This window comes from Streptomyces sp. NPDC058284, from assembly GCF_042881135.1.
Classification (GTDB): domain Bacteria; phylum Actinomycetota; class Actinomycetes; order Streptomycetales; family Streptomycetaceae; genus Streptomyces.
The window spans coordinates 243,141-263,621 of record NZ_JBHVYE010000005.1 but is presented as its reverse complement, the minus strand read 5'-3'; the positions used below and the strand labels follow the sequence as shown (position 1 = coordinate 263,621).

Here is a 20,481-nt window from a genome sequence, read left to right as displayed (position 1 = left end):
GCTCGCGAATGATTCCGTGGTTCCGACTTGACTGGCGATTTTGTACTGATACATAATCACTTACGTGGCAGCACAATATGTGATCAGTGGGTCGACCGCCAAGGGCATTACGGCGTCGGTCGAACAGGCGGTGGCCGACGGCGGGTTGACGCCGGGCACCGCGCTGCCTCCGGTACGCAGGCTCGCCGACGACCTGGGCGTCAGCGCGGGCACGGTGGCGACGGCGTACAAGGAACTGCGGCAGCGCGGGATCGTGGTGACCCGCGGCCGGGGCGGGACGGTCGTGGCGCAGGCCCCGTCGGTCGGGACCCGTCGGCCACCCAGGGCGCCGCACGGGGTGCGCGATCTGGCGGGCGGGCATCCGGATTCGCGGCTGCTGCCGGTGCTCACACCGCCCGCGCGCGTGGAGCCGGTGGGCGGTTCGCACCGCGCCGCGCCGCGCCTCGCGCGACTCGAGGAAGTGGCACGGGAGTGGTTCGCGCGGGACGGGGTGCCCGACGACCGGGTGACCTTCGCCCACGGAGCGCTCGACTGCATGGCCCGGCTGCTCTCGGTGGAGCTGAAGCCGGGCGACACGGTGGCCGTGGAGGACCCGGGCTTCCACCATCTCCTCGACCTCGTACCGGCGTTGGGGCTGCGGATGGCGCCGGTGGCCGTGGACGACGAGGGGATCGGGCCGGAAGCGCTGCGTGCCGCGCTGCGCGCGGGCGCCAGGGCGGTCGTGTGCAGCCCGCGTGCGCAGAATCCGGTGGGCGGCCGCTTCACGGCGGAGCGGCGGGATGCGCTGCTCGAGGTGCTCCGCGGCTTCCCCGACGTGCTCGTCATCGAGGACGACCACAACGCCGAGGTGGCGGGGGCGGCCCCGCACTCACTGGCGAGCGGCGGACTCGCACGCTGGGCGCAGGTGCGCACCGTCTCCAAGCATCTGAGCATCGACCTGCGATGGGCGGCCCTGGCCTGCGACGCCACCACGCTCGCCAGGCACGAGGGGCGGATGCTCCTCACCTCGGGGTGGGTCAGTCACGTACTGCAGGAAACGGTCGAGCGGACGATGACGGACGCCGCGGCGCGCGAGGTGGTGGGCCGGGCCGAGCGCGCCTACACGGAGCGCCGTGAAGCGCTGATCCGCGAGCTGGCGCTGCGCGGGATCCCGGCGCGGGGGGCCAGCGGCATGAACGTATGGGTGCCCGTGCGGGACGAGTCCGCGGTAGTCAACGGGCTGCGTTCGCGGGGGTGGTGGGTGGCTGCGGGGGCGCGGTTCCGCATCGCCACGCCCACCGCCGTGCGCGTCACGACGTCCACGCTGGAGGTGGCGGAGGCGCCCCGCCTTGCCACGGACTTCGCCGCCGTGCTCGGGGAGTCGGAGGCGACGTACGGGGGGTGAGCGTACCGCGGGTGAGGCGGGCCGGGTCCGCCACCGTGGGGCGGGACGCCGCAGGGCGGGACTACGCCCGGACGGGAAGCACGGCCGAGGTGGCCGGTGGGGCTGAGGTGGGCGGTGCGACCGAGGTGGCCGGTGCGGCCGTCGTGGCCGTCGTGGCCGTCGTGGCCGAGTAGCCGGGGTCGTCGTCCCGTGCCGCGCCGTCGTCCGAGTCGTCGTCCGTCACCACGACGAGGAGCACCAGCATGGCCACGGCCAGCGCGATGCCCGCCGCCCCGCAGATGATCCCCGCGAGCGCCTGGCCGCCGTTCGTCGCCTCGCCCCTGCGCGCCTTGCCGCGCCCCACCGCGCCGAAGATCACCGCGAGGATGCCGAGGACGATCGCCAGCGGCCACAGGAAGAAGCCGACCGCCGCGATGATCCCGAGGACGAGCGCGGCCACGCCCATCCCGTTCGCGGGCGCCATCGGCACGCCGGGCCAGCCGTAGCCGGGTGCCCCTTGACCGCCCGGGTGGCCCGGTTGCCCCGGGTAGCCCGGATACCCGTACCCGGGAAACCCGCCCTGCGGCCCCGGGTACCCGCCCTGCGGCCCCGGATACCCGTACGGCACCTGCCCCGGCCCCTCCGGCGAGACCGGAGGCGGCGGCACCGGCTCCCCGGGCGCCGCGAACGGAGCGCCACCGCCCTGCGGAGGCGGGAACGACCCCGGCATCGACGTGAGCGTCCACTGACCGTGCACCGGGGGCGGCGGCCCCGCCGGCCTCGCGTCCTCGACCGGCGGCGCCCAGGGGTCCCGCTCCTCCGCGCCACCAGCACCGGCGCCGGCACCGGTCACGGAGTCACCCTCGGACTCGGACTCGGACTCGGACTCGGACTCGGCGGACATCCGATCACCCTCTTTCGTACGTTCCGTCATGCTACGGCCCTCGATTTTCCCGCGGCGACCGCCGCCTACGATGATCCCCGACCCACCGATCAGCCGATCAAGCCCGTTCCTGGGGAGGAACCCGTGACCGAGCAGCAGACCGCAGCCACGCAAGACGGAGACCCGCACGCCTTCATCGCGGGGCTGCCCAAGGCGGAACTCCACGTGCACCACGTCGGTTCGGCCTCCCCCCGCATCGTCTCCGAGCTGGCCGCCCGGCACCGCGACTCCACGGTGCCGAGCGACCCCGAGGCGCTCGCCGAGTACTTCACGTTCACGGACTTCGCGCACTTCATCCAGGTCTACCTGTCCGTCGTCGACCTGATCCGCACCCCGGACGACGTGCGTCTGCTCACCTACGAGGTGGCCCGCGACATGGCGCGGCAGAACGTGCGCTACGCCGAGCTGACCCTCACCCCGTTCTCCTCGGTCCGCCGCGGCATCGACGACCGCGCCTTCATGGACGCCATCGAGGACGCCCGCAAGGCCGCGGAGAACGAGTTCGGCACCGTACTGCGGTGGTGCTTCGACATCCCCGGCGAGGCCGGGCTCGAGGCGGCCGAGGAGACGGTCCGGCTCGCCACCACCGACAGGCTGCGCCCCGAGGGCCTGGTCTCCTTCGGGCTCGGCGGGCCCGAGATCGGCGTGCCGCGCCCTCAGTTCAAGCCCCACTTCGACCGGGCCCGCGCGGCGGGCCTGCGCTCGGTCCCGCACGCCGGCGAGACCACGGGACCCGAGACGGTCTGGGACGCGCTCACCCACCTCGGGGCCGAGCGCATCGGCCACGGCACCACGTCCGCCCAGGACCCGAAGCTGCTCGCCCACCTCGCCGAGCACCGCATCCCGCTGGAGGTCTGCCCGACCTCGAACATCGCGACCCGCGCGGTCCGCACCCTCGACGAGCACCCGATCAGGCAGTTCGTCGAGGCGGGGGTGGTCGTGACGGTCAACTCCGACGACCCGCCCATGTTCGGCACCGACCTCAACACCGAGTACGCGGTCGCGGCGCGCCTCCTCGGCCTCGACGAGCGCGGCATCGCGGCCCTCGCGAAGAACGCCGTCGAGGCGTCCTTCCTCGACCCGGCGGGCAAGGCGGCGATCGCCGCCGAGATCGACACGTACACGGAGACGTGGCTCGCGCGGTAATCCGCCTCCCGCGACCACAATGGGCCCATGCGCACCGTGACAGCTGTGGCCCACCGAGGCGATCCCTACCGCGTCCGCGAGAACACCCTCCCGTCCCTGCGCTCCGCGCTCGACCTGGGCGCGGACGCGGTCGAGATCGACGTCCGCCTGAGCAGTGACGGCGTGCCCGTCCTGCTGCACGACGCGACGCTCAAGCGCCTGTGGGGGTACGAGCGGCCGCTCGCCGCCCTGTCCGCCGCCGAGCTCGACGGCCTCACCGAAGGCGGCGTACCGACCCTCGCGGCGGCCATCGAGGCGACCGAGGGACACCGGCTCATGATCGACCTGCCGGGCGCGACGCACGACGCGGTCCGCACGGTCGTCGGCGTGGTCGCGGAGTGCGGCGCGGCCGAGCGCGTGTACTACTGCGCGGGCGGGCAAACAATGCTCGCCGTGCGCGACGCGGACCCTGCCGCCGAGATCGCGCTGACCTGGACGACCCTCGCCCCACCCCGCCCCGTCCTGCTCGACGCGGTGAAGCCGCGCTGGCTCAACTACCGCTTCCCCCTGGTCGACCGCGAACTCGTCCTCCAGGTGCACCGCCAGGGCCTGCTCGTCTCGGCCTGGACCCCCGACACCCGCCGCTCGATGCGCCGCCTGATCGACGCGGGGGCCGACTCGATCACCACCAACCGCGTCGACGTCCTGACCTCGCTGCGCATGTCCTGAATCCTCCGGATATCCGTGGTCCTCGGGGTACCCCCGCTCTTCGGGGTACCCGGGCCGGATGAGCGAGAGCGAGATTCTGGTAGGGACCTGTTCGTGGACGGACCGCGCGCTGCTGACCAGCGGCTGGTACCCGCGGGGACGCAGGGACGCGGAGGGCAGGCTGCGCCATTACGCCGACCGCTTCCCGCTGGTGGAGGTCGACTCGACGTACTACGCGCTGCCCAGCAGCCGCACCTGCGGCCAGTGGGCCGAGCGCACGCCGGACGGGTTCCGCTTCGACGTGAAGGCGTTCTCGATGCTCACCGGGCATCCGACGCGGCAGGCCGCTCTCCCGCCCGACCTGCGGGGACTCTCCGAGGGGCCGGAACTCCTCGACACCGTGTGGCAGCGCTTCACCGACGCGCTCGAACCGTTGCGCGCGGCGGACCGCCTCGGGACCCTGCTGTTCCAGTTCCCGCCGTGGTTCACGCCGGGCAGCCGGGCGGAGCACGCGCTCAAGGAGTGCGCGCGGCGCGCCGCGGGCTGGCCGGTCGCGGTGGAGTTCCGGCACCCGCACTGGTGGAGCGCGCACCAGGGGGCCCGGACCGCGGCGCTCCTGACGGAACTCGACCTCGCCGCGGTCGCGGTGGACACGGCGCAGGGCCTGCCGCACTCCATACCTCCGGTGGCCCCGGTCACCGCCCCCCGGCACGCGGTGATCCGCTTCCACGGCCGGAGCGCGGCATGGGGCACCGGCTCCAAGGAGGACAAGTTCCGGCACACCTACACGCGAACGGAACTCGCCGAGTGGCTCCCGCGCGTGCGCGACATGGCCGAGCGGGCCGACGAGGTCCACGTCCTGTTCAACAACTGCTGCGCGGACGCGGCGGTGCGCGCGGCGGAGTCGATGAAGGACCTGCTGGGCGAGCACGTGTCCCGGACCTAAGAGCCATAGGCTCTAAGGCCTGTCTTCCAGTTGGAGGGTGGCGACCGCTCCCCCGTCGGGCGCGTCGGCGAGGGTCAGGCGGGCGCCGAGCACTTCGGCCTGGCCCAGGGCGATGGTCAGGCCGAGGCCGTGCCCGTGGCCGCGCTCGGCGGTCCCCGTACGGAAGCGGCGGGGCCCGTGGGCCAGCAGGTCGGCGCCGAAGCCGGGGCCGTGGTCCCACACGGTGACGCGCGCGCCGTCGACCGTGACCTGGACGGGCCCCTCACCGTGCCGGTGCGCGTTGGTGACGAGGTTGGTGACGACGCGTTCGACGCGGCGCGGGTCGGTGCGTACGACCCGGGCGGCTCCGGTCTCCACCCGTACCTCGGTGTCCGTCCCGCCGCGCCGGACCACGTCGGCGACCAGCTCCCCCAGCGGAACGTCGTCGAGCCTCGCCCGCTCGGCCCCCGCGTCGAGGCGGGAGATCTCCAGCAGGTCCTCGGTCAGGCCGCGCAGGGCCGCCACCCGTTCGCGTACGAGATCCGCGACCTCGTCGTCCTCGGGGAGCAGGCCGCCCGCGGTGACCAGGCCCATCAGGGGGGTGCGCAGTTCGTGGGCGACATCGGCGGTGAAGCGCTTCTCCGACTCCAGTCTGCGTTGCAGGGTCGCCGCCATGGCGTCCATGGCGGCGGACATCTCGGTGATCTCGTCGCGGGCCCGGCCCCGGTTGCCGATACGGGCGTCGAGGTGGCCGTCGGCGATCCGGCGGGCGGTGCGGGCGCCGTGGCGCAGCCGCCGGTTGACCGGTTCGGTGGCGAGCGCGGCGAGGGGGACGACGACGGCGAGGGCGGCGAGGACGGCCTTGACGATGCTGCGGTCGAGGAGCTGCAGGGCGCGCACCTCGGCGCTCATGTCCGTGCGGACGGCGAGGACGTGGTCGCCGACGGCGACGGCCGCCCACATCCAGTACCAGTTCGGGTCCTTCCTGTCGTACCAGTCGGCGTACGCACCGGGCTCGCTCCGGGCGGCGAGGTCGCGGGCCAGCGGTGCGGGAACCTCGTCCCGTGTCAGAAGCTCGGCGGCGGCGGGACGTTTGCCGGTGCGGGCGTACTCCTGCTCCGCGGCGTGCAGTTGCGTGTACGACCGGTCGCGCCCCGCCCGCAGTCCGTGCTGCTGCGTCGCCTCGTGGACGAGCAGGCCGACCACGGCGGCGACCGCGCAGCAGGCGGCCGCGGTCAGCGCCGCGATCTTCCAGCGCAGGGCGCGCGGGTTGAAAAGTCCCATGACCGCCGTCTCAGCCCCGCACGAGTTTGTAGCCGAAGCCGCGGACGGTCTCGATGCGGCCGGCGCCGATCTTCTTGCGCAGCCGCACCACGGCCAGGTCGACGACCCGGGTGTCGCCCTCCCAGCCGTAGTCCCAGACGTCCCGCAGCAGCCGACGCCGGTCCAGGACGCTGCCGGGGTGCTCGGCGAAGGCCAGGAGCAGGCGCAGTTCGGTGGGGGTGAGCGGCACGGGCTCGCCCGCTCTGCGCACCTCGAGACCGCGGGTGTCGAGGCTCAGGTCACCAAAGACGAGCGGCTTCTCCGTTTCGGTCTCAGTCTCCGTCTCCGTCTCCGGGGTCTGCCTCCCGGCCGCTGACGCGTCGAAGGTCGCGCGCCGCAGCAACGTACGGATGCGGGCGACCATGACGCCGATGTCGACGGGCTTCACGACGTAGTCGTCGGCCCCGGCCTCAAGCCCCGCCACGACGTCCAGGGCGTCGCCCCGCGCGGACATCATCAGGACCGGTACGAGGCTCTCCTCACGGATACGCTGGCACAGCCCGATACCGTCCAGGCCGGGCAGCATCACATCGAGGATCAGCAGATCGTGCCGCCCCGCACGGAACGCCTCCAGGCCGTCGAGCCCGTCACCGGCGACCGAGACCTCGTACCCGTAACGCTCCAGGGCGAGTTGTACGGAGCGGCGGATGGCGGGGTCGTCCTCGACGACGAGCACGCTGACGACCGGCGCGTGTGCCGGGTCGGGGCCACGGGATGCAGACAAGACTCACCTTTCCGGGTACGCACGGCTTGGCAGCTCTGAGGCTCGGCAGCTCTGCGGCTTTGAGGCTTTGAGGCTTTGCGGCTTCGCGGCTCCGCGGCTTCGCGGCTCCGCGGCTCCGCGCGAGCGGCCCAGCGTTCATGGTGACCGTACCGGCGGGTCACAGACGCAGCGCGGCGGCTACCGGCAGATGATCGCTGCCGGTAGCCGGAAGGGTCCATGCGGAGGCGGGGACCAGGCCCTTCACCAGGATCTGGTCGATGCGGACGGCCGGGAACGCGGCGGGCCAGGTGAAGCCGAACCCCTTCCCCGCCTCGTCCTGCGCGGAGCGCAGCCCCGCGGTCAGGGGCCGCAGGGCCGCGTCATCGGTGGACCCGTTGAAGTCGCCGACCACAACGGTCCGGGGCAGCCGCTCCGCCCGTACGGCCGCGGCCAGCTTCACGGCCGCCTCGTTGCGGCGGGCGGTGGTGAAGCCGGTGCCCGGGTGGACGCGGACGGAGGCGAGGTGGGCGGCGTAGAGGGCGAGGGGTCCCTCGGGCGTCCGGATGGTCGCGCGCAGGGCCCGTGTCCAGGGCATGATCTCCACCGGCGCCATGGCCGCAAGGGGGTACTTGCTCCACAGGCCGACCCCGCCGAGCACCACGGAGTACCGGTAGCCGCGGGCCAGTTCGCGCTCGTACGCCGCGGCTCCCTTGCGGGGCAGCTCCTCCAGCGCCAGCACGTCGGCGCCCGAGGCCGCGAGTTTCCGCGCGGTCCCGGCCGGGTCGGGGTTCTCCTCGTTCACGTTGTGGCTGACCACGGTCAGGTCTCCGCCGCCCGACCGCTTGTCGGCGAACGTGCCGGCGAAGAGGGAGCACCAGGTGACGGCGGGCGCGAGGACGGCGACGGCGACGAGGGCGGAGCGCCGGGCCACCGCGACCGCGAGGAGCGCCACCACGCTCAGGCCCGTCCAGGGCAGCACCGTCTGCAGAAGGCTCCCGAGGTTGCCGATCCCGTTCGGTATGCGGGCGTGCAGGGCCATGACGAGGGCGGAGAGCAGGGCGAAAGCGACGGCGACCTGGTCCGCCTTCCGCCACGGGAGGCCGGTCCCGCCCGAAAGGCCCCGCACTGATCTCCACGGCACGCCACGGAAAGAATTCCGCTCACGTGTGAACACGACAGCCGCCTCCCTGAGGCTGGTGGGTGTACGCCGGACACGGGGTACGTCCACAGACTGAGGGAGCCGCGCTTCCGCCCGGTCAGCGCCGTGCTTCGGCCGTCGCGCGAGCGTGTATCAGCTGCGTATCACCGCGAGGGGCTCCCGACACAGTCGTCAGGGCCTGCCTTTGAACCCCAGTCTCAGGGAGTGCGGAACCCGCGGAACGTCACCTGCTTGCGGGTCTTGAAGCCGAGCCGTTCGTAGAGGGCGATGGCGCCGTCGTTCGCCTCGGCCACGTGCAGGAAGGGCCGCTCGTCCCGCGCCAGGACGTGCGTGACGAGCGCGCTCACCAGGCGGGCGGCGTGCCCCCGCCCGCGGGCCTCGGGGAGGGTGCAGACCGCGCTGATCTCCGTCCAGCCCGGCGGCCGCAGCCGTTCGCCCGCCATCGCGACCAGTCTCCCCCGCTCGCGTATGCCGAGGTAGGTGCCGAGTTCATGGGTGCGCGGCCAGAACGGGCCCGGTTGGGCCGACTCCACGAGGGCGAGCATGTCGGGCACGTCGTCGGCGCCGAGTTCGACCACGCCGGTGTCGGCGCCGTCATCGGTCCCGGCGTCCGGCGGGCCGGGCCGCCCGCTGCCGGGCCAGACCATCTGACGGCCCTCGAGCACGAAGACCGGCTCCCAGTCCGGCGGCGGGATCGCCGGGCAGCTGAACATGTCCGCGAACGCGTCGGGACCGAGCAGCCGGGCGAGGTCGTCCCACGCCGCCGCATCCGCGTCGGCGGGCACCGCGGAGAACGTCGCGACGTCCGGCAGATAGGTGGCGGCCAGTCCGGCCCGGCGGCCCAGACGCGCGTGCGAGCCGCGGAGCGATCCGCCCACCGGGTCGTCGAGTGCGACGACGTCGCGGTCCTCCATCGTGCTGCGCCTCTCCTGTCGCTTCCTGTGACGGCAGTCTAAGAGCCTGTGTCATATCCCCGGTCGGATCAGTGGGCGTCGTCTGGTGCGTGCGATCGCAAGGCGCCGGGAAGTTTTCGTAGCGGAGCTACTAGGGCTTTTCGGCAACGCGGCGAGCGTGCGTGCCAGACGACGACCACCCGGCCGGGGATATGGCACAGGCTCTCAGCAGCGGCCCGAACAACGGTTCAAGCAGTGGTCCGGGAGGCAGTCCGGGCGGTAGTCCCGGGCGGGGCCGTGGCAGCAGATCGGCCGAAGAGCGCCGCGGCCGAGCTACAGCCCCACCAACGCGTTCCACCGCTTGGCGAACTCCGTCCGCTCCTTCGACCTGATGTCCCGCGCGATGACGAGCCGCTTGCGCATCGTGTCGTCCGGGAAGATCAGCGGGTCCTCGGCGAGGGCGGCCCGTTCCTTGTCCTTGGAGGAGGCGAGGATGTCGCGGGCGGCCGGGACGGGGCAGACGTAGTTGACCCAGGCCGCGAGCTCCGCGGCCACCTCCGGCTCGTAGTAGTGGTCGATGAGCCGCTCGGCGTTGCGCTTGTGGCGGGCCAGGTTGGGGATCATCAGGGATTCCGCCCACAGCTCCGCGCCCTCCTCGGGGACGACGAACTCGATGTCCGGGTCGTCCGCCTGGAGCTGGATGACGTCGCCGCTGTAGGCCTGGCAGGCCAGGACGTCGCCGCTGGAGAGGTCCTTGATGTAGTCGTTGCCGGTGAAGCGGCGGATGTGGTGGCTGTTCACCAGCTTCTCGACCTTGTCGCACATCCGGTGGAAGTCGTCCGCCGTCCACTTGGTGATGTCGACGCCGTCGCCCTGGAGCAGCAGCGCGAACGCCTCGTCGAGGCCGGACAGCAGCGTGACGCGGCCCTTGAGGTCGTCGGCCCACAGGTCGGAGACGTGCTTGATCTCGCGGCCGAGCCTGCGCTTGTTGTACGCGATGCCGGTGATGCCCGACTGCCAGGGCACGGTGAACTTGCGCCCCGGGTCGAAGTGCGGCGAACGCAGTTGCGGGTCGAGGTACCTGGTGACGTTGGGCTGGTGCGCGCGGTCCATCTCCTGGACCCAGCCGAGCCGTACGAAGCGGGCGCACATCCAGTCGCTGATGACGATGAGGTCGCGGCCGGTCTCCTGGTGGTTCATCAGGGACGGGCTGATCTTGCCGAAGAACTCGTCGTTGTCGTTGATCTCCTCCGTGTAGCGGACGTCGATCCCGGTCCGCTTCTCGAAGGCATCGAGTGAGGGGCGCTTCGTCTTGTTCTCGTCGTCGGTGTCGATGTACAGGGGCCAGTTGGCGAACGTCAGCTTCTTGTCCCGCGCGGAGCGGTCACCGGCGGAGCGCTCGTCCGGTGCGATGTACGCGGCGGGCACCCCGCACCCCGCGAGCGTACTGACGGCCGCCCCGCCGGCCAGGGCGCGCAGCAGGGAACGGCGGGACACGGGGGAGGCTATGGGGCCGGGGTTCGCTCGCACCCCGGCAGCATGCGCCCTCGCGCCCGCGCCGGACAATGGACGCAGCGTCGAGCCGCGCCCCGTGGAGCCGACACCTTGTCGATCACCGGGCGTGCGATACGACGCGCCGGTCATCCGGCACGGGGTACGGCGCCGACCGCCGGGTGGGCGGGACGAGCCCACTGAAAGCCTGTCTTCGGCGCCGGCCAGGCTGACCCGCAGGCCCTCGACGCTGACGTCGAACTGCCTGGTCTCCGCGTGACCGCCATCGCGTAGCATCCGGTCCGACTACCGAAAGGATTGACGTGCTCATTTCTTCACGGCCGACTACCGGCGCCGCAAGGATCAGGCGTTCGGCCACGATCGCGACAGCGGCTGCTCTGCTCTGTGGCGCTGCTATGACGGCGGCACCCACGGCAAGTGCGGTGGGGGGCAGTGCCTGCGATCACAACACCCGCAACAAGACGTTCGTGTCTGTCAATACGGAGGACCTGCCGGTCCGCTCAGGCCCCGCCTCCAATTACAAGCGCGTGGGTACCCTGGAGAGCCTCTCGGGCCGCATCTACCGGTACTGCACTGCCAAGAACAAGGCAGGCAACACGTGGTGGTACGGGAAGGTCAGCAGTCCCTCGTACAAGACCGTGACCGGATGGGTCTACGGCGGCTACTTTTAAGCACCTGTGAGCCGCCCCGTCTGGAGTGTTCGCCCGGACTGCGCGCAGGGCTTGCTCACCAGCTGGACCGCGTGGGCGGCGCTGTGGGCGCCCCCCCCGGGGATGTTCGGCCACAGCGCGTCGGCACAGGTCTGCAAGCCGACTGACCGGGCGGGCCCTGGCCGTCCACACCCGCACCCGTGCACGCTCCTGCCCGGGTGCGGGTTCCGGACTCGTAGGCACCGATTGGAGCAGTGCACCGCCGACTTCGCCTGTTTCACCCCCATCGCCCACGGCCGACCGCACACCGGGCACACCGGCACACCGGCACACCGGGCAGATCGTCCAGCCGCCAATGCCTCATAGCCAGGGTTCAAGACACCTGCTCACACCGGCTCCAGCCACCCCGCCAGGTCCCCCGCCGTGATCCGTTCCAGCGGCGCCGCGTCGACCGGACCGGGGTACAGGCGGTACGCCGTGCCCGACGAGGCGTCCTCGGCCCCCGCCAACTCGCCGTGCAGCAGTACGAGAAGGGCCCGTCGGTCCGCAAGACCCGGTTCGGCGCGGAGCACGTCCGGCTCCCAGCCGTCGCGGACGCGCAGCGCGAAGTCCGCGCGCGGCTCGTCCTTCGCGCGGCGGTAGCCCCACAGCACGTGGCCGCGGCCGCGCACGTACACGTCACCGTCGGTGCGGGCCGCCGCCGTCCAGCAGGCGAGGTCCCAGAGGGTGGCCCTGCCGCACGGCTGGAAGGTGTCGAGCAGGTCGTTCCCCATCCGCCCGACCTGCCTGCGGTACCGCCACATGTCGTGGTCGGTGCCGACGGTGGCGAGGGTGACGTCGGCCCACCACGCGCGTCGGGTGCGCAGGTCGACGACCATCGGTACGCGGAACTTCGCGTCGCCGCCGAGGTCGAAGCGCTGCCGGACGGTGCGGGGGTCGTAGACGGCCCGTTCCTCTCCCCGCACCGCCATGAACCCGGCGAAGGCGTCCGGTAGTTCGTCGAAGGGCACGTCGTTGTACGCGATGACCGCGGGCACCACGAACCGCACCCCGGTGTGGGCCAGCCGCGGCAGGTCGAGGTCCAGGTACTCCGTGGCGCCGTGCGGGGCGGGCGCGGAGGTCAGGTCCCCGGAGTGCCGGGCGGCGCCGCCCGCGTACTCAAGCTGCGTGTAGTCGCAGAGGCCGACGAAGCGCCACAGGTCGTCGTAGAGCGCGACGGAGAGGTCGAGGTCGACGCGTGTGCCCTTGGGCTGCGTCCAGTGCAGGAAGAGCCGCACGGTCTCGCTGTCGGCGGGCATGGGCAGCGAGCTGCCGCGCGGCACCGCGACGAGCGAGGCCGCCGACGCGCGCTCCGCGAACGGCACGGGCAGGTCGGCGAGGGAGGCGTCAAGGACGGCCACGTCGTACCGCTCACCGGCGCGCTCGGCGAGGCGCCGCACGGCCTCGGCCGCGATGAGCTCGCCCGCCCGGCCCGCGACCCGTGCGGGCAGCGGCGGGCGGTGGTCCTCGACGGCGTACGCCTTGGTGACGCGCCCGCGCGGGAAGAAGACGCGGCGGTGCCCCGGCACGGCGCGGATCTTCATCCGGCCGTACGCGCCGAGCAGCGGCCCCGGTCCTGAGCGCGGCAGGGCGTCGGCGAGGGCCTCGCCGACCGTGTCGGGGAGCGTCGTCGCGCCGGAGCGGGCCAGCAGCACGTCGAGGCGGCGAAGCAGCTCACCGGGGCGCTCGCGCAGGAGCCGGGCGGCGCCCTGCACGTCCCAGCGGGCGAGAGCCTCCTCGACGCGCCCCTGCCAGGTGACGGTCCGCAGCCGGTCACCGGCGAGCCTGACGTCCTCGTGGCGGGCCGCCTCGGCGAGCAGCACCTCGCCGAGCGCGCCGTCGCCGACGCGTGTCCCGCGCAGGACCGCGAAGGCGAGCGCCACGCGCGCGTGGCGGTGGGCCTGCTCGAAGGGGTGCAGGATTTCGCCGACCCGCTTCCACGCGCGCGGGTGACGGTTCATGTCCTCGATGAGGCGCCGGAAGTCGAACCCGTCGAGCAGGGCGAGGAGTGCGCGGCGCGCGGGGCGCTTCAGGCCGCGCAGGCGCGGGAGTTCGAGCAGGTCGGGGTCGCCTCCGGACCGTACGACGAGCAGCCGCAGCACGTCCGTGGCGGTGTCCGCGTACCGCGTGATCCGCGGCCACGCCCCGGGGAGGTCGAGGAGCGGCGCGAGGGCGAGGGCCTTGCTCTCGCGCAGCGGGATCTCGGCCGGGAGCCAGTCGGCGGCGCCGGCCAGGTCGGCGTTCCCGAGGAGCAGCACCAGGTCGTCGTGGTCCTGGGGGCTCAGCGGCGTACGGCGGGCGAGCAGTGCCGTCAGTTCGGCGGCGGCGTCGCCTGGCGCGCCGAGCCGCAGGGCGCGCAGGATCTCGCCGCCGTCACCGCCGAGGCCGGAGCCGGTGTCGAGCCAGGGGTCGACGGGCCCTTCGGTCTCGTAGCGCTTGTCGCAGATCGGGCAGGCGTACCACTCGCAGCACTGGTCGCAGCAGTACCAGTGGCCGCGCTTCTTGCCGAGGCAGTCGTCGCACAGCAGATGGGCGCAGGGCCGCAGCGCGCGCACGCCCGCCTTGGTCCCCGCGCAGTTCATGCAGGGCTGGTGCGGCTGGGCGGCGAGGTGCCGGGCGACGACGGAGGTGTAGCGCTCGTACGCGGGCTGGTACGCGGTCTCGGCGGGGAACCGCGCGAACAGCGGGGCGTGGCGCCGGTCGGAGCCCATCAGCGCGTCGACGTCGGCGATCAGTCGGCGCCCGGTGGTGGCGAGGCCGTCGACGGACAGCGCGGTCAGCGCGCGGCGCAGCGGCACGGTCAACAGGTGCCCGCGGTCGGCGAGTTCGGCCTCCAGGACGACCACGCCCGCGTCGGTCACGGCGGTCCGTCCGGGGCCCTCGGGGACGTACACGCTCTGCCGGCGTCGCAGCAGCACCCCGGCGAGTTCGCCGGTCGCCGTCGTCGTCATCAGGTCCCACCCCCTAGCGCAGAAGAAGGCGGGGGCGGGGAGTGGGTGCGCTACGTATCTTTTTGCATAAGAAGAAGAAGGAAGCACACCACGGAGCCGCCCCCGCGTACGCAACGGTACGCGGGGGCGGACAGGCGGTCACACGATTTATCCCTCGATCGACGTCATCACGTGCTTGATGCGCGTGTAGTCGTCGAACCCGTACGACGAGAGGTCCTTGCCGTAGCCGGACTTCTTGAAGCCACCGTGCGGCATCTCGGCGACGAGAGGAATGTGCGTGTTGATCCAGACGCAGCCGAAGTCGAGGACCTTGGACATGCGCATCGCGCGCGCGTGGTCCTTGGTCCACACCGAGGACGCCAGCGCGTAGTCGACGCCGTTCGCGTACTCGACGGCCTGCGCCTCGTCCGTGAAGGACTGGACGGTGATGACCGGGCCGAAGACCTCGTTCTGGATGATCTCGTCGTCCTGCTTGAGGCCGGAGACGACGGTCGGCGCGAAGAAGTAGCCCTTCTCGCCGACCCGCTGGCCACCGGCCTCCACGCGCGCGTGCGCGGGCAGCCGCTCGATGAAGCCGGTGACCTGCTTCAGCTGGTTGGCGTTGTTGAGCGGGCCGTAGAGCACGTCCTCGTCGTCCGGCTGACCGGTCTTCGTGTCGGCGGCGGCCTTGGCGAGCGCCGTCACGAACTCGTCGTGGATGGACTCGTGGACGAGCACACGCGTGGCGGCCGTACAGTCCTGGCCCGCGTTGAAGAAGCCCGCCATCGAGATGTCCTCGACGGCCTTGGCGATGTCGGTGTCCTCGAAGACGACGACGGGCGCCTTGCCGCCGAGCTCCAGGTGGACCCGCTTGAGGTCCTTGGAGGCGGACTCGGCGACCTGCATGCCGGCGCGCACGGAGCCGGTGATGGAGGCCATCGCGGGCGTCCTGTGCTCGACCATCAGACGGCCGGTGTCACGGTCGCCCGTGACGACGTTGAAGACGCCGGGCGGCACGATGGAGCCGATGATCTCGGCCATCAGGACGGTCGACGCGGGGGTGGTGTCCGACGGCTTGAGGACCACCGTGTTGCCCGCGGCGAGCGCCGGGGCGAACTTCCAGACGCCCATCATCATGGGGTAGTTCCACGGCGCGACCTGCGCGCAGACACCGATCGGCTCGCGGCGGACGATGGAGGTCAGGCCCTCCATGTACTCGCCGGCGGCGCGGCCCTCGAGCATCCGCGCCGCGCCCGCGAAGAAGCGGATCTGGTCGACCATGGGCGGGATCTCCTCGGACCGCGTGAGTCCGATCGGCTTGCCCGTGTTCTCGACCTCGGCGGCGATGAGCTCCTCGGCCCGCTCCTCGAACGCGTCGGCGATCTTGAGCAGGGCCTTCTGCCGCTCGGCGGGCGTCAGGTCGCGCCAGGCGGGGAACGCGGCGGCGGCGGCCTGCATGGCGGCGTCCACGTCGGCCTCGCCCGAGAGCGGCGCGGTCGCGTACGCCTCGCCGGTCACCGGATTGATGACCTCGGTGGTCCGTCCGTCGGCCGCGTCCCGGAATTCTCCGTTGATGTAGTTGCGCAGACGGCGCAGCTCGGTGGTCACTTCCGCGGCCCTCCAAGTCAGATGTCCAGTGGATGAGACACCCACCCTAGTCGCTGCACCGACGCTTTCAACATACCTAGCGGCCCAGAACTGCGGAATCCGTGTCTATTGAAGTCACAGACAACGAATTTCATCGATCTGGCCTTGCGGAAGTGACGAGACGTCGTGCACAGTGAGGTCGTGGCAAGTCGCAGCGCAGACCCCAGTGGCCCCCGCGGCTCCCGCACCGGAAACCCGGGCGGAAGCGGCAATGGGAACGGCACTCCCCCCGTGGACGCCGTCTCCCTGGCGATCATCGAACAGCTCCAGGAGGACGGACGCCGTCCGTACGCCGCCATCGGCAAGGCCGTGGGCCTCTCCGAGGCGGCCGTGCGCCAGCGCGTCCAGAAGCTGCTCGACCAGGGCGTGATGCAGATCGTCGCCGTCACGGACCCGCTCACCGTGGGTTTCCGCAGGCAGGCAATGGTCGGCATCGACGTCGAGGGCGACGTGGACCCGGTCGCGGACGCCGTGGCCGCCATGCCGGAGGCCGAGTACGTGGTGATGACCGCGGGCTCGCACGACCTCCTCGTGGAGATCGTCTGCGAAGACGACGACCACCTGCTCGAAGTCATCAACAAGCGCATCCGCGCCCTCCCCGGCGTGCGCTCCACCGAGAGCTTCGTCTACCTCAAGCTCAAGAAGCAGACCTATATGTGGGGAACCCGATAGCCGTGAGCAAGGACCTCAGCCAGACCGCCTACGACCACCTGTGGATGCACTTCACCCGCATGTCGTCGTACGAGAACGCGCCCGTCCCCACCATCGTGCGTGGCGAGGGCACCTACATCTTCGACGACAAGGGCAAGAAGTACCTGGACGGTCTGTCCGGCCTCTTCGTCGTCAATGCCGGTCACGGCCGTCACGAGCTCGCCGAGACCGCCTACAAGCAGGCCCAGGAGCTGGCCTTCTTCCCGGTGTGGAGCTACGCCCACCCGAAGGCCGTCGAGCTCGCGGAGCGCCTCGCGAACTACGCGCCGGGCGACCTCAACAAGGTCTTCTTCACCACCGGTGGCGGCGAGGCCGTCGAGACCGCGTGGAAGCTGGCGAAGCAGTACCACAAGCTCACCGGCAACCACACGAAGTACAAGGTCATATCCCGCGCGGTGGCCTACCACGGCACCCCGCAGGGCGCCCTGTCCATCACCGGCCTGCCGGCCCTGAAGGCACCCTTCGAGCCGCTCGTCCCGGGCGCGCACAAGGTGCCGAACACCAACATTTACCGCGCCCCGATCCACGGCGACGACCCCGAGGCATTCGGCCGCTGGGCCGCCGACCAGATCGAGCAGGAGATCCTCTTCGAGGGCCCGGAGACGGTCGCCGCCGTCTTCCTGGAGCCGGTGCAGAACGCGGGCGGCTGCTTCCCGCCCCCGCCCGGCTACTTCCAGCGCGTGCGCGAGATCTGCGACAAGTACGACGTGCTGCTCGTCTCGGACGAGGTCATCTGCGCCTTCGGCCGTCTCGGCACGATGTTCGCGTGCGACAAGTTCGGCTACGTCCCGGACATGATCACCTGCGCCAAGGGCATGACCTCGGGCTACTCCCCGATCGGCGCCTGCATCATCTCGGACAAGCTCGCCGAGCCGTTCTACAAGGGCGACAACACCTTCCTGCACGGCTACACCTTCGGCGGCCACCCCGTGTCGGCCGCGGTGGGCATCGCCAACCTCGACATCTTCGAGAAGGAGGGCCTGAACCAGCACGTCCTGGACAACGAGGACGCGTTCTACCAGACCCTGCGCAAGCTGCTCGACCTGCCGATCGTCGGCGACGTCCGCGGCAACGGCTTCTTCTACGGCATCGAGCTGGTCAAGGACAAGGACACCAAGGAGTCCTTCAACGACGAGGAGACCGAGCGCGTCCTGTACGGCTTCCTCTCCAAGGCGCTCTACGACAACGGCCTGTACTGCCGTGCCGACGACCGCGGCGACCCGGTCGTCCAGCTCGCCCCGCCGCTGATCTCCACGCAGGACACCTTCGACGAGATCGAGGGCATCCTGCGCCAGGTGCTCACGGAGGCGTGGACGAAGCTCTGACCGTCATCCGGTCCCTCGTATGATCGAGTGATCAACACCGGCCCCGGGGGCGTCCGTTCGAGTGAGAACGGGCGCCCCCGGGCCGCGTCTTTTCCGGGCAGGTACGCCCGGCTCCCTAGCGTGCCAAGTGACCGATCGGCCCCGCCTTCGTTCCCCCGTACGGGGGAGGCAACTGATCTGAACCGAGGTGTACGTGATGGTGGCTCCGCCGGACAACGACGTGCTGTGGGCACACACCCTGCACGTCACACACAACGGCTCCCCCGCCCTCACCGGCGTCTCGCTCGGTGTCCGCGAGGGCGAGATCCTCGCCGTCAACGGCCCGCGCGGCTGCGGCAAGACGACGCTCCTGCGGTGCCTCTCCGGGCAGCTCCTCCCCCAGCAGGGCGAGGTCTGGTTCAACAGCACCCCCGTCCACACGATGCGCTCGCTGGCGCGCGAACGTCTGCGCCGCGACCGCTTCGGCTGGATCGACCCCGAACCGCAGCTCGTCCCCGAACTCACCGCCTGGGAGAACGTCGCCCTGCCGCTGATGCTGCGCGGCGCCTCCCACCGCGTCTCCAAGCCCGCCGCCCTGGAGTGGCTCGACCGCCTCGACATCGGCGCCTGCGCCCGCAAGCGCCCGCACGCCCTCCTCCAGTCCGAACGCCAGCGCGTCGCCATCGCCCGCGCCCTGGTCACCATGCCGTCCGTACTCTTCGCCGACGAGCCAACCGCCACCCTGCACCGCGCCGAGCGCGCCCACGCGCTGCGCACACTGACGACGGCGGCCCGCTCGCACGGCATCACCGTCGTCCTCGCCACACACGACCCGGACGTCGCCGCCCTCGCCGACCGAGCGATCACGCTGCTCGACGGGCGCCGCGTGAACACGGTGCACCTGCCGGGGGCGGAGGACGGCACGACGGCCGTGTCTGATGCGTCTGATGCGCCTGATGCGTCTGATGCGTCTGATGCGTCAGGCACGCCCGGCACCGAATCCAACGCCGAGCCCGACACCGAACCCCGCACCGGGCCTACCTCACCCACCGCACCCACCGCACCAAGCACCGCTGAGGCCCCCGCCACTCCCCGCCCGGCGAAGACAGCCAAAGCCCTCCGTGCGCCCGACGCAGCCGGCAGGCCGGGCGCCGTCGACGGCGCCGGTGGCATCGTCGCCCTCGGCACCGTCAGCACGGAAGGCCGGGCCGCGTGCTCGCTCTCCGTCTAGCCCGCGGCGCCCACCCGCTCGTCCAGCTGCGGCGCCTCCTCGTGGCCGCCGCGTCCGCGGGCACCGGCTTCCTGCTGCTGTGCACCCTGGCGTACGCGATGGAGCACCCCGGGACGGGGGCGGCGCTACGCCTCGCGTGGTGTCTCGCGCCGATCGCCGCCACCGTGTACTTCGCCGTCGCCGTGGCCCGGACCGACCCCGGCACCCGGCCGCGCGGCGGGCTCTCCGCGGTGGGCCTCGGTCCCAGCCGCCTGATGGTGCTCGCGGCGACCTCCACGGCTGTGTCCTGCACCCTCGGCTCCGTGCTGGCGCTGCTCTTCTTCCTGCACCTGCGCGGCGACATCAGCGGCCTGCCCTTCGACGGCGCGGCGACCGACCTGCTCGCGGGCGACGAACCGCTGCCGCTGGCCGGCGCGCTGACCCTGCTCGCCCTGGTCCCGATCGCGGCGTCGGCGACGAGCGCGCTCGTGCTGCGCCCGCGCCGGGCCACCGGGGCCGCCAAGCCCGCCCCCGCGGAGCCGGGCGCGGAGACCGGCCCGGCGCCCGCCGCGGACCCGAACGCCCCGGTCCGCCCCCCGAACGGACTGCCGTGGGGAGTCGCGCTGCTCGCGGCGGGTCTCGCCGTGGAGACCTACGCCAGCCGCTCCGGCGGCACCGTACGCGGTGGCTTCCCCATGCCGGGCGGCGCCGGCGGCGGTTCGGCGGGGGTGCTCGCCGGCTGGGCGCTGACCGCGCTCGGCCTCGTACTCGCGGGGCCCGGCGTGACCTACTTCAGCGGGCGGCTCCTGCAGGCGGCGCGGCCCGGGGCGCTGCGTCTGCTCGCGGGACGCGTGCTGCAGGAGGAGGCGCGGCGCATCGGGCAGCCGCTCGGCGTGCTGTGCGCGGTGGCGTCGGGCGCGTACGCCTCGACCGTGCCGTACGCGGGGACGGGCTCCCAGGCGGGCCCGCTCACCGCACTCGGCGGACTGCTCGTCGCGGGCTGCGCGGTACTGACCCTGGCGACGGCCGCGGTCGAGGCGAGGCAGGCCCGCTCGGACACGACGGGCGCACTGCTGCGGCTCGGGGCACCGACGACACTGCTGCGCGGTTCCGCGGTGCTGCGGGCGGGCGCGCTGGTCGCCGTGTTCGGACCGTTGACCTGGATCGTCGCGGAGCTGGCGGCGCTGCCGCTGCAACGCTGACGGAACGGCGCGCGCCGCGAGACGTGTGGCGAATCCGCGCCCGCGAAACTCGTGGAAGAACTTTCACGACGGCCGATGAGTTCCGACTCGAACGCGTGTCTACCCCTCCGTAAGCCGCACGCACTCACCGGGAG

At 72.1% G+C, this 20,481-nt stretch carries 16 protein-coding genes and 1 pseudogene; 9 read left to right on the top strand and 8 right to left on the bottom strand.

All coding sequences use genetic code 11. The annotated features are described in order from the left end of the window. Positions 1-64: 64 nt before the first annotated feature. Positions 65-1,384 carry an aminotransferase class I/II-fold pyridoxal phosphate-dependent enzyme gene (locus ACFVYR_RS10530; RefSeq protein ID WP_384250117.1) on the top strand — a complete coding sequence of 440 codons (1,320 nt, stop codon included), beginning with the start codon at positions 65-67 and terminating at the stop codon, positions 1,382-1,384. Between the two features lie 61 nt (positions 1,385-1,445). On the opposite strand, the gene ACFVYR_RS10525 is transcribed toward ACFVYR_RS10530, so the two are convergent. Further along, positions 1,446-2,267 carry a DUF4190 domain-containing protein gene (locus tag ACFVYR_RS10525; RefSeq protein WP_384250114.1) on the bottom strand — a complete coding sequence of 274 codons (822 nt, stop codon included), beginning with the start codon at positions 2,265-2,267 and terminating at the stop codon, positions 1,446-1,448. Between the two features lie 123 nt (positions 2,268-2,390). Between ACFVYR_RS10525 and ACFVYR_RS10520 the strand changes: the two genes are divergently transcribed. The 3 genes from ACFVYR_RS10520 to ACFVYR_RS10510 are packed head-to-tail and all read left to right on the top strand — an operon-like array spanning position 2,391 to position 5,085. Next, positions 2,391-3,452, top strand: coding sequence for an adenosine deaminase (locus tag ACFVYR_RS10520; RefSeq protein WP_384250111.1), 1,062 nt, complete (start codon positions 2,391-2,393; stop codon positions 3,450-3,452). A 27-nt stretch (positions 3,453-3,479) separates the two neighbouring features. Then, complete coding sequence (locus ACFVYR_RS10515; protein WP_384250108.1) at positions 3,480-4,160, top strand: glycerophosphodiester phosphodiesterase; 681 nt, start codon at positions 3,480-3,482, stop codon at positions 4,158-4,160. Positions 4,161-4,218: 58 nt separating this feature from the next. Then, positions 4,219-5,085 (top strand): DUF72 domain-containing protein, encoded by an 867-nt coding sequence (locus ACFVYR_RS10510; RefSeq protein ID WP_384250105.1) that lies wholly within the window; start codon positions 4,219-4,221, stop codon positions 5,083-5,085. Between the two features lie 12 nt (positions 5,086-5,097). Here the strand turns inward: ACFVYR_RS10510 and ACFVYR_RS10505 are convergent, their stop codons facing one another. The 5 genes from ACFVYR_RS10505 to ACFVYR_RS10485 form a co-directional block, all read right to left on the bottom strand. Further along, entirely contained in the window at positions 5,098-6,348 is a 1,251-nt protein-coding gene (locus ACFVYR_RS10505; protein ID WP_384250102.1) for a sensor histidine kinase, read from the bottom strand. A 10-nt stretch (positions 6,349-6,358) separates the two neighbouring features. Further along, positions 6,359-7,111: a two-component system response regulator CseB gene (cseB, locus tag ACFVYR_RS10500; RefSeq protein WP_384250100.1), complete on the bottom strand. Its 753-nt coding sequence runs from the start codon at positions 7,109-7,111 to the stop codon at positions 6,359-6,361. Positions 7,112-7,268: 157 nt separating this feature from the next. Then, entirely contained in the window at positions 7,269-8,216 is a 948-nt protein-coding gene (locus ACFVYR_RS10495) for an endonuclease/exonuclease/phosphatase family protein (RefSeq protein ID WP_384250228.1), read from the bottom strand. A gap of 230 nt (positions 8,217-8,446) precedes the next feature. Further along, positions 8,447-9,163 (bottom strand): GNAT family N-acetyltransferase, encoded by a 717-nt coding sequence (locus ACFVYR_RS10490; protein ID WP_384250097.1) that lies wholly within the window; start codon positions 9,161-9,163, stop codon positions 8,447-8,449. A 312-nt stretch (positions 9,164-9,475) separates the two neighbouring features. Beyond that, a complete protein-coding gene (locus ACFVYR_RS10485; RefSeq protein ID WP_384250095.1) occupies positions 9,476-10,639 on the bottom strand; it encodes a PotD/PotF family extracellular solute-binding protein in 1,164 nt (387 codons plus the stop codon). A 482-nt stretch (positions 10,640-11,121) separates the two neighbouring features. Here ACFVYR_RS10485 and ACFVYR_RS10480 point away from each other — a divergent pair, with 482 nt between their 5' ends. Continuing rightward, the gene (locus tag ACFVYR_RS10480) at positions 11,122-11,325 is read left to right on the top strand and encodes a hypothetical protein (protein ID WP_384250092.1); all 204 of its coding nucleotides are present in this window, start codon (positions 11,122-11,124) and stop codon (positions 11,323-11,325) included. Positions 11,326-11,690: 365 nt separating this feature from the next. On the opposite strand, the gene ACFVYR_RS10475 is transcribed toward ACFVYR_RS10480, so the two are convergent. Together ACFVYR_RS10475 and ACFVYR_RS10470 are read right to left on the bottom strand one after the other, a co-directional pair. Beyond that, the gene (locus ACFVYR_RS10475) at positions 11,691-14,294 is read right to left on the bottom strand and encodes an MXAN_6230/SCO0854 family RING domain-containing protein (RefSeq protein WP_384250090.1); all 2,604 of its coding nucleotides are present in this window, start codon (positions 14,292-14,294) and stop codon (positions 11,691-11,693) included. A 147-nt stretch (positions 14,295-14,441) separates the two neighbouring features. Beyond that, entirely contained in the window at positions 14,442-15,881 is a 1,440-nt protein-coding gene (locus tag ACFVYR_RS10470) for a gamma-aminobutyraldehyde dehydrogenase (RefSeq protein ID WP_384250087.1), read from the bottom strand. Positions 15,882-16,046: 165 nt separating this feature from the next. Between ACFVYR_RS10470 and ACFVYR_RS10465 the strand changes: the two genes are divergently transcribed. The 4 genes and pseudogenes from ACFVYR_RS10465 (at position 16,047) to ACFVYR_RS10450 (ending at position 20,347) form a co-directional block, all read left to right on the top strand. Continuing rightward, positions 16,047-16,592: an Lrp/AsnC family transcriptional regulator gene (locus ACFVYR_RS10465; RefSeq protein ID WP_384250085.1), complete on the top strand. Its 546-nt coding sequence runs from the start codon at positions 16,047-16,049 to the stop codon at positions 16,590-16,592. Beyond that, complete coding sequence (locus ACFVYR_RS10460; RefSeq protein ID WP_384250082.1) at positions 16,577-17,956, top strand: aspartate aminotransferase family protein; 1,380 nt, start codon at positions 16,577-16,579, stop codon at positions 17,954-17,956. Before ACFVYR_RS10465 ends, ACFVYR_RS10460 begins: the two co-directional genes overlap by 16 nt. A gap of 196 nt (positions 17,957-18,152) precedes the next feature. Next, positions 18,153-18,854, top strand: a pseudogene (locus tag ACFVYR_RS10455) (ABC transporter ATP-binding protein); the annotation flags it as partial. A gap of 293 nt (positions 18,855-19,147) precedes the next feature. After that, positions 19,148-20,347 carry a hypothetical protein gene (locus tag ACFVYR_RS10450; RefSeq protein ID WP_384250079.1) on the top strand — a complete coding sequence of 400 codons (1,200 nt, stop codon included), beginning with the start codon at positions 19,148-19,150 and terminating at the stop codon, positions 20,345-20,347. Positions 20,348-20,481 lie beyond the last annotated feature (134 nt).